Source organism: Micromonospora sp. R311, from assembly GCF_056780015.1.
On record NZ_JBSWCE010000016.1, the window covers coordinates 17,331 to 33,379 of the forward strand.

10 protein-coding genes and 1 pseudogene are annotated in these 16,049 nt (G+C 72.9%); 6 read left to right on the forward strand and 5 right to left on the reverse strand.

Going from position 1 to position 16,049, the window contains the following annotated elements:
• The first annotated feature begins 66 nt into the window (after positions 1-66).
• On the forward strand, positions 67-1,002 hold the full coding sequence (meaB, locus tag AC1WTP_RS15360) for a methylmalonyl Co-A mutase-associated GTPase MeaB (RefSeq protein WP_481650043.1): 936 nt from the start codon (positions 67-69) through the stop codon (positions 1,000-1,002).
• Between the two features lie 141 nt (positions 1,003-1,143).
• Here meaB and AC1WTP_RS15365 read toward each other — a convergent pair whose 3' ends face one another.
• From AC1WTP_RS15365 to AC1WTP_RS15375, 3 genes are all read right to left on the reverse strand, one after another.
• The gene (locus AC1WTP_RS15365) at positions 1,144-1,929 is read right to left on the reverse strand and encodes a DUF899 domain-containing protein (protein WP_481649931.1); all 786 of its coding nucleotides are present in this window, start codon (positions 1,927-1,929) and stop codon (positions 1,144-1,146) included.
• A 73-nt stretch (positions 1,930-2,002) separates the two neighbouring features.
• Positions 2,003-2,332, reverse strand: a complete 330-nt coding sequence (locus tag AC1WTP_RS15370; RefSeq protein WP_481649932.1) for an ArsR/SmtB family transcription factor — start codon at positions 2,330-2,332, stop codon at positions 2,003-2,005.
• Complete coding sequence (locus AC1WTP_RS15375) at positions 2,319-2,753, reverse strand: SRPBCC domain-containing protein (protein ID WP_481649933.1); 435 nt, start codon at positions 2,751-2,753, stop codon at positions 2,319-2,321. Before AC1WTP_RS15375 ends, AC1WTP_RS15370 begins: the two co-directional genes overlap by 14 nt.
• A gap of 262 nt (positions 2,754-3,015) precedes the next feature.
• On the opposite strand from AC1WTP_RS15375, the gene AC1WTP_RS15380 reads away from it, so the two are divergent.
• The 4 genes and pseudogenes from AC1WTP_RS15380 to AC1WTP_RS15395 form a co-directional block, all read left to right on the forward strand.
• Positions 3,016-3,429, forward strand: coding sequence for an Asp23/Gls24 family envelope stress response protein (locus AC1WTP_RS15380; protein WP_481649934.1), 414 nt, complete (start codon positions 3,016-3,018; stop codon positions 3,427-3,429).
• 109 nt (positions 3,430-3,538) lie between these two features.
• Positions 3,539-5,227, forward strand: a complete 1,689-nt coding sequence (gene icmA, locus AC1WTP_RS15385; RefSeq protein WP_481649935.1) for a coenzyme B12-dependent isobutyryl-CoA mutase large subunit — start codon at positions 3,539-3,541, stop codon at positions 5,225-5,227.
• Positions 5,228-5,417: 190 nt separating this feature from the next.
• Positions 5,418-6,326: a tetratricopeptide repeat protein gene (locus AC1WTP_RS15390; protein WP_481649936.1), complete on the forward strand. Its 909-nt coding sequence runs from the start codon at positions 5,418-5,420 to the stop codon at positions 6,324-6,326.
• A 66-nt stretch (positions 6,327-6,392) separates the two neighbouring features.
• Positions 6,393-7,529, forward strand: a pseudogene (locus AC1WTP_RS15395) (arginase family protein); the annotation flags it as partial.
• A gap of 480 nt (positions 7,530-8,009) precedes the next feature.
• On the opposite strand, the gene AC1WTP_RS15400 reads toward AC1WTP_RS15395, so the two are convergent.
• Positions 8,010-9,956 carry a penicillin-binding transpeptidase domain-containing protein gene (locus AC1WTP_RS15400; protein ID WP_481649937.1) on the reverse strand — a complete coding sequence of 649 codons (1,947 nt, stop codon included), beginning with the start codon at positions 9,954-9,956 and terminating at the stop codon, positions 8,010-8,012.
• A gap of 289 nt (positions 9,957-10,245) precedes the next feature.
• On the opposite strand from AC1WTP_RS15400, the gene AC1WTP_RS15405 reads away from it, so the two are divergent.
• Positions 10,246-15,303 carry an NAD-glutamate dehydrogenase gene (locus AC1WTP_RS15405; protein ID WP_481649938.1) on the forward strand — a complete coding sequence of 1,686 codons (5,058 nt, stop codon included), beginning with the start codon at positions 10,246-10,248 and terminating at the stop codon, positions 15,301-15,303.
• Positions 15,304-15,362: 59 nt separating this feature from the next.
• Here AC1WTP_RS15405 and AC1WTP_RS15410 read toward each other — a convergent pair whose 3' ends face one another.
• Complete coding sequence (locus tag AC1WTP_RS15410; protein WP_481649939.1) at positions 15,363-16,049, reverse strand: class F sortase; 687 nt, start codon at positions 16,047-16,049, stop codon at positions 15,363-15,365.

Below are 16,049 nucleotides of genomic sequence, written 5' to 3' on the forward strand. Positions count from 1 at the left end.
AGCGGAACGGTCGACAGCGTCCCGGCGGCGGCCACCGGACCGGTGCGCCGCAGCCGGGACGTGCCGATGCTGGTCGAACGGGCCCGCGCGGGTGACCCCCGCGCGGTGGCCCGGCTGATCACCCTGGTCGAGTCCGGTGACGAGACGCTGCCGCGGATCGCCGCGGCGCTGGCGCCGTACGCCGGGCAGGCCCAGGTGGTCGGGCTGACCGGTTCGCCCGGCGTGGGCAAGTCCACCACCACCAACGAGCTGGTCCGGGCGCTGCGCACCCGCGGCCACCGGGTGGGGGTGCTGGCCATCGACCCGTCCAGCCCGTTCACCGGTGGGGCGATCCTCGGCGACCGGGTCCGGATGCAGGACCACGCCACCGATCCGGGGGTCTACATCCGGTCGATGTCCAGCCGGGGCCACCTCGGCGGGCTCTCCGCGGCCACCCCGCAGGCCGTCCGGGTGCTCGAGGGCGCCGGCTGTGACGTGGTGCTGGTCGAGACCGTCGGCGTCGGGCAGGCGGAGGTGGAGGTCGCCTCGCTGGCCGACACCACGCTGGTGCTGCTCGCCCCCGGCATGGGCGACGCGATCCAGGCGGTCAAGGCCGGCATCCTGGAGATCGCCGACGTGTTCGTGGTCAACAAGGCCGACCGGGACGGCGCCGACGCCACTGTCCGCGACATCCAGGGCATGATCGCGCTGGGCGAGCGCGGGCCGGGCCAGTGGCGCCCGCAGGTGGTCCGCGCGATCGCCGCCCGCGGCGAGGGCATCGACGACATCGCCGCCGCCATCGACAAGCACCGCGGCTGGCTGGTCGAGCACGGCGAGCTGCGCCGCCGGCAGGAGGCGCGGGCCGCCGCCGAGGTCGAGGCGATCGCGCTCGGCACGCTGCGCGACCGGATCGGCTCGCTGCGCGACGGTACGGAGCTGCCGGCGCTCGCCGCGAAGGTGGCCGATGGGGCGCTGGATCCGTACGCGGCGGCGGACGAGCTGCTCGGCCAGCTCGGCACCTGAACGTCCCACGGGTGCCGGCCGGTCCGGGCCGTGTCCACCCCGGCGGTCGCCCGGGGCCGGGCCGGGTCCCGACGTCGGACCGGCGCCCGGGCCCCACCGCCGCAACCGGCCGAATGGCGGCGTCGGCCGGTGCGTACACGGTCAGCTGTCGTACTCGTCGGGCACACGCATCGCGGGACCGCCGACCTGCAGGCCGAGCGGGACCGCGCGTCCCTTCGGCTCCTCCCACGGCTCCTGCCGGCCCAGCACGGTGAGGTCGAGGTACGGGTAGCCGTTGTGGAATTCCTCGATGCCGCGGCCGTACGTGGAGTAGGTGTGGAACACCTCCTCGCCGACCCGCAGGAACGCGCTGATGCCCGGCAGTTCCGAGCCGCGCATGCTCGGCGTCCACGGACCACCCGTCCACGGTGTGCCGGCCTCGGCGAGTTCGGCCTCGGTGCGGAAGTGCAGCAGCACCGGCGCGACCCGGTCGTCGAGGGTGGCGTGGAAGTTGTAGTTGAAATCGGTGCCGTACGAGGAGTACCAGGGGAACGTCCAGCCCATCCGTTCGCGATACGCGGCGATCTTCGCGTACGGCGCCCGCGACACGGCCACCAGCGTGGTGTTGCGCACGTGCAGCTGCCGCAACCCGCTGATCCCGTCGGCGGCGGAGGAGCAGCTCTGACAGGCGTGGTCCCATTCCGGGTCGAACATGAAGTGGTGCATCACCAGCTGCGGCCGGCCGTCGAACAGGTCGAGCAGGCTGACCGTCCCGTCCGGGCCGTCGAAGGTGTACGGCTTGTCGATGCGGACCATCGGCAACCGGCGGCGGTCGGCGTTGAGCCGGTCCCGGGCCCGGGTCAGCTCCTTCTCCTTCGCCAGCAGCTGCTTGCGCGCGGCGAGCCACTCCTCGCGTGACACCACCGCGGGCAGGCTGTCCATCCTCATCTCGCTCTCCCAACTGGTCTCGATCGTGAGCGGCGCCGCGCCGGCGTTGCCGGGGGCGCGGCCGTGGCCGTCCTCACCCCAACCGGTCCCGCAGGGTGGCCAGCGGGCCGTCCCAGTCGCGCGCGAGCGCGGCGAGGAACTGCTGGGCCACCTTCATCGGCGCGGAATCGAGCCGGTAGCGCACCCGGCGCCGCTCGCCCGGCTCGGCCACCACCAGCCCGGCCTCGGCCAGCAGGGCGAGGTGCTTGGCGATGGCCTGCCGGGTGATCGGCAACCGGCCGGCCAGGTCGGTGGCCGTGGCCGGCCCGCCGGCCGCGAGGGCGGCGAGGATCCCGCGCCGGCTCGGATCGGCCAGGGCGGTGAAGACCTCCTGCGCGACCGCCTCCAGGTCAGGCTCGACCATCGAGGTACGCCACCAGTTCGCCCAGCTCGTGGGTCCACCCGTCGGTGTTGCCCGAGAAGGCCGTCTTGTGGTCGGCCTCCGGCAGCTGCCCGAAGCCGCTCTCCACCATGGTCAGGGTCGTGCCGGAGCCGGCCGGCTCCAGCGTGAACTCCACGTAGGTGCGGCGCGGGTCGTCTGCGGGCAGGCCGTGGATGGGCCAGGTGTACGCGAACACCCGTGGGGGCTCGACGCGCTCGATGGTGAGCGTGGCGGTGTCACCGCTGTCCCAGGTCAGCGTCGCTGTGCCGCCGACCCGCAGGTCGATCTCGGCCCTGTGGCCGAACCAGGTGCCCAGCCCCTGGGCGGTGGTCAATGCCTGCCACACCCGCTCCGGCGGGTGGGCCAGCGTGATGGTGCGCTCGATGCGATCGGGGAAACCCATGTCCGCTCCCTTGTAGCAACCATTCGGTTGCTATTCAAGCTATAGCAATCAACTGGTTGCGTCAACCGGCCGGGGAACGCACCGCACTCGGTCGGCGGCCGCCGACGGGGGTACCGACGTGCGGTACCAGGACTCCGGGACATCGATGTCGCCGCCTCGACGCTGGCCACGAACACTCGGACAAGACGTGGAGGCGCGGCCTAGTACGCTCGCACCGCCCCGCGGTCGGCGTGGGGCACGGTGTACGGCCGGGTGGGAGAGCATGAGCGACGAGGCGACGCGGGAACTGTCGGTGACGCCGGACGCGGTGGCGGGCGGGACGACGCAGGTCTCCGACGAGGTGGTGGAGAAGATCGCGGTGGCCGCCGCGCGGGCGGTGCCCGGGGTGGCCGAGCTGGGCGGCGACGTCGCCCGGTTCTTCAACGCGGTGCTCGACCGGGTCGGGCTGGACCAGGTCGGCGACGCCCGGCGGGGCTGCTCGGCGCACGTCACCAACGGCGCGGCCGTGGTCAACCTGGTCATCGTGATCGAGGGGGGCCGGCCGGTGCCGCAGGTGACCGACGAGGTGCGGGTGAAGGTGACCGAGGCGGTCGAGGCGTACGGGCTGCGGGTCGACGAGATCAACATCCGGGTCGACGACGTGGCCCTGGGGGAGCCCGCCGCGCCGACCGCCTGAGCGTTCCGCGCAGCTCAGGTTACCGGCCGGTACGACTTTCCTTAGCGATCGTTCAGGCCAGGGCTCTACACTCGACGTGCAGTCGAGAGCTCGAGGAGGAGCCCTGCGGATGAACGCCGACGAGATCGCAGCCGGACGGGCACGCTGGCAGGCCCGGTACGACGCCGCGCGCAAGCGGGACGCCGACTTCACCACGCTCTCCGGGATGACCGTCGACCCGGTGTACGGGCCGCCGGAGGGTGTCGCCTACCCGGGCTTCGAGCGCATCGGCTGGCCGGGCGAGTACCCGTACACCCGGGGCCTGTACCCGACCGGCTACCGCGGGCGGACCTGGACCATCCGGCAGTTCGCCGGCTTCGGCAACGCCCGGCAGACCAACGAGCGCTACAAGATGATCCTGGGCGCCGGCGGCGGCGGGCTCTCCGTCGCCTTCGACATGCCCACCCTGATGGGGCGGGACTCGGACGACCCGCAGGCGCTCGGCGAGGTGGGGCACTGCGGGGTCGCGGTGGACACCGCCGCCGACATGGAGGTGCTCTTCGACGGCATCGACCTGGCCGGGGTGACCACCTCGATGACCATCTCCGGCCCGGCCGTGCCGGTGTTCTGCATGTACCTGGTGGCCGCCGAGCGGCAGGGCGCCGACCTGTCCGCCCTGGACGGCACCCTGCAGACGGACATCTTCAAGGAGTACATCGCGCAGAAGGAGTGGCTCTTCGACCCGGAGCCGCACCTGCGCCTGATCGGCGACCTGATGGAGTACTGCGCCCGGGAGATCCCGCGGTACAAGCCGCTGTCGGTCTCCGGCTACCACATCCGGGAGGCCGGCTCGACCGCCGCGCAGGAGCTGGCGTACACGCTCGCCGACGGGTTCGGCTACGTCGAGCTGGGCCTGAGCCGCGGGCTGGACGTCAACGTCTTCGCTCCCGGCCTGAGCTTCTTCTTCGACTCGCACGTCGACTTCTTCGAGGAGATCGCCAAGTTCCGGGCCGCCCGCCGGATCTGGGCCCGGTGGCTGCGCGACGTCTACGGCGCGACCAGCGAGAAGGCCCTCTGGCTGCGGTTCCACACGCAGACCGCCGGGGTCTCGCTGACCGCCCAGCAGCCGGTGAACAACGTGGTGCGGACCGCCGTCGAGGCGCTCGCCGCGGTGCTCGGCGGCACCAACTCGCTGCACACCAACGCCCTGGACGAGACCCTCGCGCTGCCCACCGACGAGTCCGCCGAGATCGCCCTGCGGACGCAGCAGGTGCTGATGGAGGAGACCGGGGTGACCAACGTGGCCGACCCGCTGGGTGGGTCGTGGTACGTCGAGGCGCTCACCGACAAGATCGAGGCCGAGGCGGAGGATATCTTCGCCCGGATCCGCCAGCTCGGCGGCGAGGGCCCGCACCAGATCGGCCCGATGACCTCCGGTATCCTGCGCGGCATCGAGGACGGCTGGTTCACCGGCCACATCGCCGAGTCGGCCTTCGTCTACCAGCAGGCGCTGGAGAAGGGCGAGAAGAAGATCGTCGGGGTCAACTGCCACACCAACACCGTGGCCAAGGACCTGGAGATCCTGCGTATCTCGCACGAGGTCGAGCTGGAGCAGCGCCGGGTGCTGGCCGAGCGCAAGTCGGCCCGGGACGACGCGGCGGTCACGGCGGCCGTGGCGCGGATGGTCGAGGTCAGCCGGACCGGCGAGAACATGATCCCGGCCATGCTCGACGCCGTCCGGGCCGAGGCCACCCTCGGCGAGATCTGCGACGCCCTCCGCACCGAGTGGGGCACCTACCGCGAACCCGCCCGCTTCTGACCCCCGCCGACCTCCCCGCGATCTTGCACCTTCCGCCCCGGCAAATGCCGCGTACCGCGGGCCGAAAGTGCAAGATCGCGGGCAGGGGGTGCGGCGGCGACGGGCAGGGGCGGTGAGCAGGGTGAGAACTGCAACTGTCGCCGTCGCGGTTGATCGGAGTTGGGCGGCGTACGTGCGAGACTAGATAACCATGAGCGACCCACGGATCACCTCGTCGATCTTCACCCGCGGCGCGGTCGACCTCAGCGCGCTGCGCACCCCTGCCCCGAGCCAGACCCCGGTCCAGTCCGGTCCCCCCGCCGGTGCGCCCGGCGGCGCCGTCGGCGGTGGAGTCACCGTCATCGACGTGACCGAGGCGACCTTCCAGTCCGAGGTTCTCGAACGCTCGCTGAGCACCCCGGTCGTGGTGGACTTCTGGGCCGAGTGGTGCGAGCCGTGCAAGCAGCTCTCCCCGGTGCTGGAGCGGCTGGCGGTCGAGGGCGGCGGCGCCTGGGTGCTTGCCAAGATCGACGTGGACGCCAACCCACGCATCGCCCAGATGTTCCGGGTGCAGGGCATTCCGATGGTCTACGCGGTGGTCGGCGGGCAGCCGATCGACGCCTTCTCCGGGGTGGTGCCGGAGGCGCAGCTGCGGCAGTGGATCCAGGCGGTGCTCAAGGCCGGTGGCGTGAGCGTCACGGAGCCGACCGACCCCCGCCTCGACGAGGCCGACGACGCGCTGATGAGCGGCGACCTGGACGCCGCCGAGCGGGCGTACCGGAAGATCCTGGCCGAGTCGCCGGCGGACGCCGCGGCCGAGGCCGGCCTGGCCCAGGTCGGCCTGGCCCGCCGGGTGGCCGGCGCCGACCCGCAGGCGGCGCTGGCCGCCGCGGAGGCCAACCCCGACGACGTCGACGCGCACCTGCTGGCCGCCGACATCGAGGTGCTCAGCGGCCTGGCCGAGCAGGCCTACCGGCGCCTGGTCACCCTGGTCCGCCGCACCGCCGGCGACGACCGGGAGAAGGTACGCCAGCACCTGGTCGGCCTGTTCACCATCGCCGGTCCGGACGACCCCGCGGTGGCCTCGGCCCGGCGGGCCCTGGCCAGCGCCCTGTTCTGAGCACGTAGCACGCCAGCGCGGGCCGGCGTCCCGGCCGGCCCGCCCGACCACCGAGGACGGGAGCCCATGATGCGCCGGATCGCCGTCCTCGACGCGCCGTCCAACCTCGGCCTGCGCCCGCCCACGCCCACCGCGGTGCCGGGCTGCGCCAAGGCGCCCGGCGCGCTGCGCGACCACGAGCTGCTCGCCCGGCTGCGGGCCCGCGACGCCGGCTGCCTGACCCCGCCGCGCTACGACCCGGGTGACTGGCGGCCCGGCGACGGGGTCTGCCACGCCCGGGAGATCGCCGACTACTCGGTGGCGCTCGCCGACCGGATCGGCTCGATCATCGACCGCGGGGAGTTCCCGCTGGTCCTGGGCGGGGACTGCTCGATCCTGCTCGGTTCGGCGCTGGCCATGCACCGGCTCGGCGAGGCGGTCGGCGGCCGGATCGGGCTCGTCTTCGTCGACGGCCACTCCGACTTCCGGCACCCCGGCAACGCCTCGTACGTGGGCGCCGCCGCGGGTGAGGACCTGGCCCTGGTCACCGGTCGGGGGCAGGCCGACCTGGCCGCCATCGAGGGCCGCCGCCCCTACTTCCGGGACATCGACGTGGTGGTGCTCGGCATCCGGGCCCAGGACGAGTACCGGCTCGACCTCCAGGCCGCCGGGATCATCACCCGGCCGGTGCCGGCACTGCGGGCCGAGGGCGCGGCACGCACCGCGCAGTGGGCCCACGAGCAGCTCGCCGACTGCGCCGGCTACTGGGTGCACATCGACGTGGACGTGCTGGACCCGGCCGTGATGCCGGCGGTGGACGCGCCGGACCCGGGCGGCATCGCCTTCGCCGAGCTGGAGATCCTGCTCGCCGGCCTGGTCGACACCCCGCACTGCCTCGGCGTCGAGCTGACCGTCTTCGACCCCGACTACGACCCCGACGGCGCGTACGCCGCCGAGATCGTCAACACCGTGGTGGCCGGGCTCGCCCCGGTCTCCGCCCCGGAGGCGGTGCCGCCGAGGCTGCTGCCGGGCCCGTCGGCCGCCCCGGCTCCCCGTCGGGGCAACGGGCGGTCCGGCGCGCGGACGTCCGCGCCGCGCCGCGGCGCGGAGGCCGACCGGCCGGCCGCCGCTCCGGGCCCGGAGGGCGTTGCTCCCGCCGGGCCTGGGTCCCCGGGTAGGTCCACGTCGGCCGGGCTGGAACCGGTCGGCCCGCCCGCCCCGGCCGGGCCGGGGCCCGTCATTCCGCCTGCCCCGGCCGGGCCGGGGCGCGTCATTCCGGCTGCCCCGGACGGTCTGGATCCCGCCGGTCCGCCGGTGCCGAACGGGTTGGCGCCCGAGGGGCCGCCTGTCCCGGCCGGGTTGAGGGCCGAGGGTCCGCCTGTCCCGGCCGGGTTGGAGCCCGTCGGCCCGCCCGCGGGGGCCGGCCCGGGCCTGCTGCGTCGGGCCCCGCTGCCCGGGCCCGACCCGCAGCCTCGCCCGGCGTCGGAGGACGCGCTACCCACACCCGACGACAACACCCCCCACTCCAGCGCCGACATCGCCTGACCAAGCACCCCGTCGGCCCCGCCGCCCACCCTCCAGCTCTCCCTCGCCCGGGCCCGTACCCTCCCCGGTGATCATGGAGTTTGCGTCAGGATCCGGCCCCGGAACGACGCAACTCCATGATCACCAGGGGCGGGCCGGGGGGTGGGGGTGGGGTGGGGGTCAGCGGGGGAGGGCGCGGAGGAAGCGCTCGGCGATCGGGACCGCGGTGGCGGTGCTGGCACCGCCCTGCTCGACGAAGACCGCGAAGGCGACGTCGCCCTGCCAGCCGACGAACCAGGCGTGGGTGTGCGCCGGGTTGTTGTCGTACTCGGCGGTGCCGGTCTTGCCGTACACCGGGTCGCCCGGCACGTCCTTCAGGGCCGTGCCGGTGCCCGCGGTGACCACCTCACGCATCATCGTCTTCACCGCCTCGACCGACTCCGGCTTCAGCGGCTGGCCGGCGGCGGCCGGCTGCGCCGGCGCCGGTTCCAGCACCAGCTTCGGCTGCTCGAAACGGCCCCGGGCCACCGCGGCGGTGGCCGAGGCCATCGCCAGCGGGCTGACCAGGGTGGTGCCCTGACCGATCGCGGCGGCGGCCTGCTCGGTCAGGCCGCCGTTGGCGGAGACCTTGCCCGTGAAGGCGTCCAGGCCGACGTCCCACTGCCCCTCCAGGCCCAGCGACCGGCCGGCTACCGCGAGCCCGTCGGGGCCCAGCTTGGGCGCCAGCGCGGTGAACGCGGTGTTGCAGGACTTCGCGAAGTCGGTGCGGAACGGCACCGACCCGAGCGCGAAGTTGTCGGAGTTCTTGAACGAACGGCCGTCGACGGTGAACGTCTTCGGGCAGTCGACCGGCGCGTCCAGGGTGACCGCTTCCCGGTCCAGCAGCCCGAGCGCACTGACCATCTTGAAGGTCGACCCGGGCGGGACCTGGGCGGTGAAGGCGAGGTTCTCCCCGGCCGCGCCCGGTCCGTTCGCGGCGGCGAGCACCGCGCCGTCGCTGATCCGCAGCGCCACCAGCGCCGAGCGCCGGCGCTCGCCGCGCAGCGCCGTGTCGGCCGCGTTCTGGGTCGCCACGTCGAGGGTGGTCTTCAGCGGCTGCCCGGGCTGCGGGTCCCGGCGGAACACCTCGGTGTCGGTCGGCACCAGCGTGCCGTCCGGCCCGGGGCGCTCGATGATCACGCTCAGCCCCGGCGCGCCGCGCAGCCGCTCGTCGTAGCGCCCCTGCAGACCACCGTGGCCGACCAGGTCGCCGGCCGCGTACCGGTCGGGGTGCTTGGCCAGGTCGTCGGCCTGCGCCGGGTCGACCGAGCCGAGCACGGCCCGGGCGAACTCACGGGTCGGGGCGAGGTCCAGCCTGTCGGAGCGGAACTTGGTGCCCGGCAGGTCGTAGATCCGCGACTTGATCTGCCGGTACGCGTCCTCGCGCAGGGTCACCACCTCGACGAACGCGCCCGGGTCGGCATCGGCGATCCGTTTGGGCAGGCCGGAGAGGTCGACCGGCGGCGTGATCGCCGGCCGGATCGCCCGGAAGGCGGTGTCCAGCTTCCGGCTCAGGCCCGCCACGTCGGTCACCTCGCTCGGCTGCACCCCTACCCGGACCACCGGTCGGGGCGCCACGATCGGCTGGCCGGCGTCGTCGAGCACCCCGGCCCGGGCTCCGGTCCGGCGGTGCAGCCCGAGCCGGTCACCCCGGGTGAGTTGCTCCTGCACCACCTGCGGCTCCCAGATCACCTGCCACTGGTCGTCGTCGCCGCGGGTCAGCCGGACCGGCCGGTCGTACGCCCAGCGGGTGTCGCCCGGCAGGGTCCACTCGACCTTGACGGTCGCGGTGGCGGTGTCGGCGGTGATCTTGGGCTCGCCGCGGCGGGTGAGCGCCGGCGGGGTCGCGGCCAGCTCGCCGGAGAGCTCCTTGATCTCCCGCGCCACGTCGGCCGCCGGCAGCTTCGCGCCGGTCGGGTCGACGAACGCGACCGCCTGCAGGTCGCCCGAGCGCCAGCCGGCCAGGAAGGCGTCGACGCTGCGTTCCGGGCCGCCGCTGTCGGAGCATCCGGTGAGCGCGGCGGCCGCGAGCAGGATCGCGGCCAGCGCCGCGAGCGGGCGGTGGCGGCGGGGGTACGACAGACGCATGGAGCAGCTCCTCTGATCTTCCACTGCCCTGCACGGTAGTACGCACGCGGTGTCCGCATCGTCCCCGGTTGGGGGCGGACGTGCGGGAAGACGGACCCGTGACGGTGTGATGAACATCGCGGGGCGGGGTACTCCTGAGCCGGCCAACCTCGTACCCGCAACGGGTGAAAGGACAGAGTCCGGATCCGGACGTCCGGCCGGTGGTCCGCCTCGGAAGGACCGGAGTGGGAGGGCCTAGGCTGGGCGGCAGAGTGACCCACAACGCGGTGGGTCGAGGGGAGTGGCACCGATGGACCGGCGTCCGGCGATCAAACCGGGACCCGACCTCCGGCAGGATGACACCAGCCGGGACGACAGCTTCGATTCGGCGACCGACGGGGACGGTTTCGGCCGACTCGACACAGGAGTGACCGGGATGACCGGTTCGAGCGTCGACACCATCTACGACCTGGGCCTGCCGGCCGACTCGCTGGCCGAGGACGTGGAGGACACCGAACTCGACGAACCGGTACCGAACGCGGAGCGCCTGGTGGCCCAGGCGGTCGCGCTCGCCGGGGACGACCACGACGCGGCGACCCTGGTCAGCCGCTTCTGGCGGTTCGCCCCGGACGAGGAGCTGATCGGCTTCACCGCCGAGGAGATGCTCGCCGCGGCCCGCGCGCACCGCGACCTGGCCCAGCAGCGCGTCCCGGGTGAGCTGAAGCTGCGCATCCACGAACCCGACGCCGACCAGCACCACACCGTCATCGAGATCGTCACCGACGACATGCCCTTCCTGGTCGACTCGGTGACCGCCCTGCTCAACTCGCACCACCTCGACGTGCACCTGCTGGTCCACCCGCTGGTGGTGGTGCGGCGGGAGCCGCTCGGCCGGCTCACCGAGGTCTCCGCGGACGTCGAGCCCGACGACGCCATCGCCGGCGACCTGGTCGAGAGCTGGATGCGGATCGAGATCGACCCGGTCCGCGACGCCGCCGAGCGGGACACGCTGCGCCGGGAGCTGCAGCGGGTGCTCACCGACGTGCGGGAGGCCGTCGAGGACTGGCCGAAGATGCGCCAGCGGGCGCTCTCCCTCGCCGACGAGCTGGCCGCCGCCCGGACCAGCGACAACCGGCCGCCGGTGCCGGAGAAGGACATCACCGACTCGGTCGAGCTGCTGCGCTGGCTGGCGCACGACCACTTCACGTTCCTCGGCTACCGGGAGTACCGCCTGGTGGCGACCGGGGACGGCGGCCAGGCGCTGGAGGCGGTGCTCGGCACCGGGCTGGGCATCCTGCGGCAGGACTCGCCGGAGGCCCGGTCGCTGTCCTCGATGACCCCCGAGGCGCACGAGAAGGTCACCGAGAAGCGCCTGCTCATCATCACCAAGGCCAACTCGCGGGCCACCGTCCACCGGTCGGCCTACCTGGACTACATCGGCTTCAAGGTGTTCAACGAGGCCGGCGAGGTGGTCGGGGAGCGTCGCTTCCTGGGCCTGTTCTCCACCGCCGCGTACCGCACCAGCGTGCGGGAGCTGCCGGTGGTCCGGCGTAAGGTGGCCGAGGTGCTCGACCGCTCGGGCCTGAGCCAGCGCAGCCACTCCGGCAAGGACCTGCTGCAGATCCTGGAGACCTACCCGCGCGACGAGCTGTTCCAGATCAAGACCGACGACCTCTACCACGCGGTGATCGGCGTGCTGCGCATGGCCGGCCGCCGGCAACTGCGGGTCTTCCTCCGCCGGGACGCGTACGGGCGGTTCATCTCCTGCCTGATCTACCTGCCCCGGGACCGGTTCACCACGCAGAACCGGCTGCGCATGCAGGACATCCTGCTGCGCGAGCTGAACGGCGTGGGGGTCGACTACACCACCCGGGTCACCGAGTCGATGCTGGCCCGGGTGCACTTCATCGTCCGCACCGACCCGAACAACCCGCCCGGTGACATCGACGCCGACCTGCTCGCCGAGGAGCTGGCCGACGCCACCCGGCTCTGGGACGACGACTACCGGCTGGTGCTGGAGCGCAAGCTCGGCGACGAGCAGGCCAAGCACCTGTTCGCCCGGTACGCCGACGCGTTCCCGGAGGGCTACAAGGACGGGCACACGCCGTACGAGGCGATGAAGGACCTGGCCAAGCTGGAGCTGCTGGAGGAGCCCGGCCAGCTGGAGATGCACCTGTTCCGCAAGCAGCTGGCCCCCCGGCCCGGGACCCGCGCCCCGGAGGCCGAGCAGGCCGAGCCGATGGACGTGCGGTTCAAGGTCTACCGGTACGGCGAGCCGATGATGCTCTCCGCCGTGCTGCCGGTGCTGCACTCGCTCGGCGTCCGGGTGGTCGACGAGCACCCGTACGAGGTGGAGCGGATCGACGGCCGGATCTGGCTGTACGACTTCGGGCTGCAGCTGCCGGAGGGGCACCAGGAGCTGTCCGAGGTGCGCCCGCACGTGGAGAACGCCTTCGCGGCGGCGTGGCGGGGCGAGGCCGAGGTGGACGGCTTCAACGAGCTGGTGCTGCGCGCCGGGCTCACCTGGCGGCAGGTGGTGGTGCTGCGCGCGTACGCGAAGTACCTGCGCCAGGCCGGCACGGTCTTCTCCCAGGACTACATGGAGCAGACCTTCATCGCCTATCCGCGGATCGCGCGGCTGCTGGTCGAGCTCTTCGAGCTGCGGTTCGCGCCGGGCACGACGGAGACCGCCCAGCGGCAGCAGCGCAGCGGCGAACTGGTCGCCGAGATCCGGGCCGCGCTGGACGACGTGGCCAGCCTCGACCAGGACCGGATCCTGCGCTCGTACCTGACGCTGATCCAGGCGACCCTGCGCACCAGCTTCTACCAGAAGCGCTCCGACGGGCGGCCGAAGGCGTACGTGGCGTTCAAGCTGGACCCGCAGGCGATCCCGGACCTGCCGGCACCCCGGCCGAAGTTCGAGATCTTCGTCTACTCGCCCCGGTTCGAGGGCGTGCACCTGCGGTTCGGGCCGGTGGCCCGGGGCGGGCTGCGCTGGTCCGACCGGCGGGAGGACTTCCGCACCGAGGTGCTCGGCCTGGTCAAGGCACAGATGGTGAAGAACGCCGTGATCGTGCCGGTGGGCGCCAAGGGCGGCTTCGTGCTGAAGCAGAAGCCGGGCGACCGGGACGAGGCGGTCGCCTGCTACAAGGAGTTCGTCTCGGCGCTGCTGGACGTCACCGACAACATCGTCAGCGGCCAGATCGTGCCGCCCGAGGACGTGGTCCGGCACGACGGCGACGACCCGTACATGGTGGTCGCGGCGGACAAGGGCACGGCGACCTTCTCCGACATCGCCAACGAGATCTCCGCGGCGCACAACTTCTGGCTCGGCGACGCGTTCGCCTCCGGCGGGTCGGCCGGCTACGACCACAAGAAGATGGGCATCACCGCCCGGGGCGCCTGGGAGTCGGTCAAGCGGCACTTCCGCGAGCTGGGCCACGACACCCAGACGCAGGACTTCACCGTGGTCGGCGTCGGCGACATGTCCGGCGACGTGTTCGGCAACGGGATGCTGCTCAGCGAGCACATCCGGCTGGTGGCCGCCTTCGACCACCGGCACATCTTCCTCGACCCGGACCCGGACGCCGCGACCTCGTACGCCGAGCGGAAGCGGCTGTTCGAGCTGCCCCGGTCGTCGTGGGAGGACTACAACGCCGAGCTGATCTCACTCGGCGGGGGCATCTTCCCGCGTACCGCCAAGTCGGTGCCGATCACGCCGCAGGTCCGCGCGGCGCTCGGCCTGGACGACGACGTGGAGCAGCTCTCCCCGCAGGAGCTGATGAAGGCGATCGTGACCGCGCCGGTCGACCTGTTCTGGAACGGTGGCATCGGCACCTACGTCAAGGCGTCCAGCCAGACCAACGCGGAGGTGGGCGACAAGTCCAACGACGCGATCCGGGTGGACGGCAAGAACCTGCGCTGCCGGGTGGCCGGCGAGGGCGGCAACCTGGGCTGGACCCAGCTCGGCCGGATCGAGTACGCCCTGACCGGCGGCCGGATCTACACCGACTTCATCGACAACGCGGCCGGGGTGGACTGCTCCGACCACGAGGTGAACATCAAGATCCTGCTGAACACGGCGGTCGCCGACGGTGAGCTGACCGTCCCGGAGCGGGACGAGCTGCTCGCCGAGATGACCGACGAGGTCGCCGAGCTGGTGCTCCGGGACAACTACGACCAGGCCCGGGCGCTCAACAACGCCCAGGCGCAGGCCGCCTCGCTGCTCCCGGTGCACCGCCGGATGATCACCGACCTGGAGCGCTCCGGCGCGCTGGACCGGGCCCTGGAGGCGCTGCCGCCGGACGAGGAACTGGCGGTGCGCAGCGAGTCGGGCCTCACCGCGCCGGAGTTCGCCGTGCTGCTCGCGTACGTCAAGATCGTCCTGGAGAAGGAGATCCTGAACGAGGGGTTGGCCGACGAGGACTGGACCACCGAGGTCCTGGTCAACTACTTCCCCACCCCGATGCGGGAGCGGTTCGCCGACCGGATGGGCCGGCACCGGCTGCGCCGGGACATCGTCACCACCGTGCTGGTCAACGAGGCGATCAACCGGGGCGGCATCTCGTTCGTCTTCCGGGTGGTCGAGGAGACCGCGGCCAGCGCGGCGGACGTGATCCGGGCGTACGTGGTGGTCCGCGAGGTGTTCGGCCTGCGCGAGCTCTGGGACGCGGTGGAGGCGCTGGACAACCGGATCGCCCCGGAGTTGCAGACCAGCGTCTACCTGGACACCCGGCGGCTGCTCGACCGGGCGGTGCGGTGGCTGGTGACCAACCGCCGCTCGCCGATCGACGTGCCGGCGGAGATCGCCCGGCTGCGCGACGGGGTGGCCCGGCTGCTGCCGGGGCTGGAGAACCTCTTCTACGGCAGCGAGCGGGACGCCATCGCGGCGCACATCGACTCGATGTCCGAGCGGGGGCTGCCGCGGGACCTGGCCGAGCAGGCGACCCGGCTGATGTACAGCTTCGGCCTGCTCGACGTGGTGGAGACCGCGGCGAGCAGCGGGCGGGACGTCGGCGAGGTCGCCTCGGTCTACTTCGTGCTCTCCGACCGGTTCCGGGTGGACTCACTGCTGTCGAAGATCTCCCTGCTGCCGCGGGAGGACCGTTGGCAGACGCTGGCCCGGATGGCGCTGCGCTACGACCTGTATGCCGCGCTGGCCGCGCTGACCGCGGAGGTGCTCGACTCCACCCCGGAGACCCTGCCCCCGCACGAGCGGGTGCTGCAGTGGGAGCAGTCGAACGCGACCTCGATCCACCGGGCCGAGCGGGCGATGGGGGAGTTCGACGAGTCGCGGGCGGACCTGGCCGCCCTGTCGGTGCTGCTGCGCCAGATCCGCACCCTGGTGCGGACCTCCGCCGCCGCCTGAGGAGTCCACGCGAACGGGTCCGGCCGGTCGGTTCCCCGACCGGCCGGACCGCGCCGGGATCACTCCGCCAGGGTGGCGAAGACGATCACGTTGTCCTGGTAGCTGCCGGCGGCCTCGTCGAAGACCCCGCCGCAGGTCACCACCCGTAGGCCCGGCTGGTCGCTGGGGCCGTACACCAGCTCGCTCGGGAACGAGTCCTTCGGGTGCGACTGCACCGACTCGACGGTGAAGGTCGCCGACCGGCCGTCCTCGCGGCCGACGGTGATGGTGTCGCCGGGTTGCAGCGCACCGAGCGAGAAGAAGACCGCCGGGCCGATCTTGCTCGAGTCGACGTGCCCGACGATCACCGCGTTGCCGACCTCGCCGGGGCTCGGCCCCGGCTCGTACCAGCCGGCCAGCTCGGCCCGCTCCAGCGGGGGGACCTGGACGGTGCCGTCGGGGTTGGTGCCGAGCTTCATGATGCTCGCGTCGACCCCGATCCGGGGGATGGTGATCGTGGTGGGGGTGGATCGGGGCAGGCCGACGGCGGCCGGCGCCTCGTCGAACGAATCGAACGAATCGAACGACGGCGAGGCGGTCGGCGCGGGCGCCGTCTGGGCCAGGGGCTGGGGCGGGCGGGGCGTCGGCGTGCTCTTGAGCGACGCACCGACCAGGCCGGCGCCCACCATGGCGAGCAGGACGACGACGGCCGCGCCGGCGGCGCGCCACGGTCTCCCGTGACGGCCGCCGGCCCGTGTCGCCGTCAC

Bases quoted from the DNA above. Each gene is read 5' to 3' on its own strand.
- meaB (WP_481650043.1), top strand. From the start codon at position 67: ATGCTGGTCGAACGGGCCCGCGCGGGTGACCCCCGCGCGGTGGCCCGG.
- AC1WTP_RS15365 (WP_481649931.1), bottom strand. From the start codon at position 1,929: ATGAGGATGGACAGCCTGCCCGCGGTGGTGTCACGCGAGGAGTGGCTC.
- AC1WTP_RS15370 (WP_481649932.1), bottom strand. From the start codon at position 2,332: ATGGTCGAGCCTGACCTGGAGGCGGTCGCGCAGGAGGTCTTCACCGCC.
- AC1WTP_RS15375 (WP_481649933.1), bottom strand. From the start codon at position 2,753: ATGGGTTTCCCCGATCGCATCGAGCGCACCATCACGCTGGCCCACCCG.
- AC1WTP_RS15380 (WP_481649934.1), top strand. From the start codon at position 3,016: ATGAGCGACGAGGCGACGCGGGAACTGTCGGTGACGCCGGACGCGGTG.
- icmA (WP_481649935.1), top strand. From the start codon at position 3,539: ATGAACGCCGACGAGATCGCAGCCGGACGGGCACGCTGGCAGGCCCGG.
- AC1WTP_RS15390 (WP_481649936.1), top strand. From the start codon at position 5,418: ATGAGCGACCCACGGATCACCTCGTCGATCTTCACCCGCGGCGCGGTC.
- AC1WTP_RS15400 (WP_481649937.1), bottom strand. From the start codon at position 9,956: ATGCGTCTGTCGTACCCCCGCCGCCACCGCCCGCTCGCGGCGCTGGCC.
- AC1WTP_RS15405 (WP_481649938.1), top strand. From the start codon at position 10,246: ATGGACCGGCGTCCGGCGATCAAACCGGGACCCGACCTCCGGCAGGAT.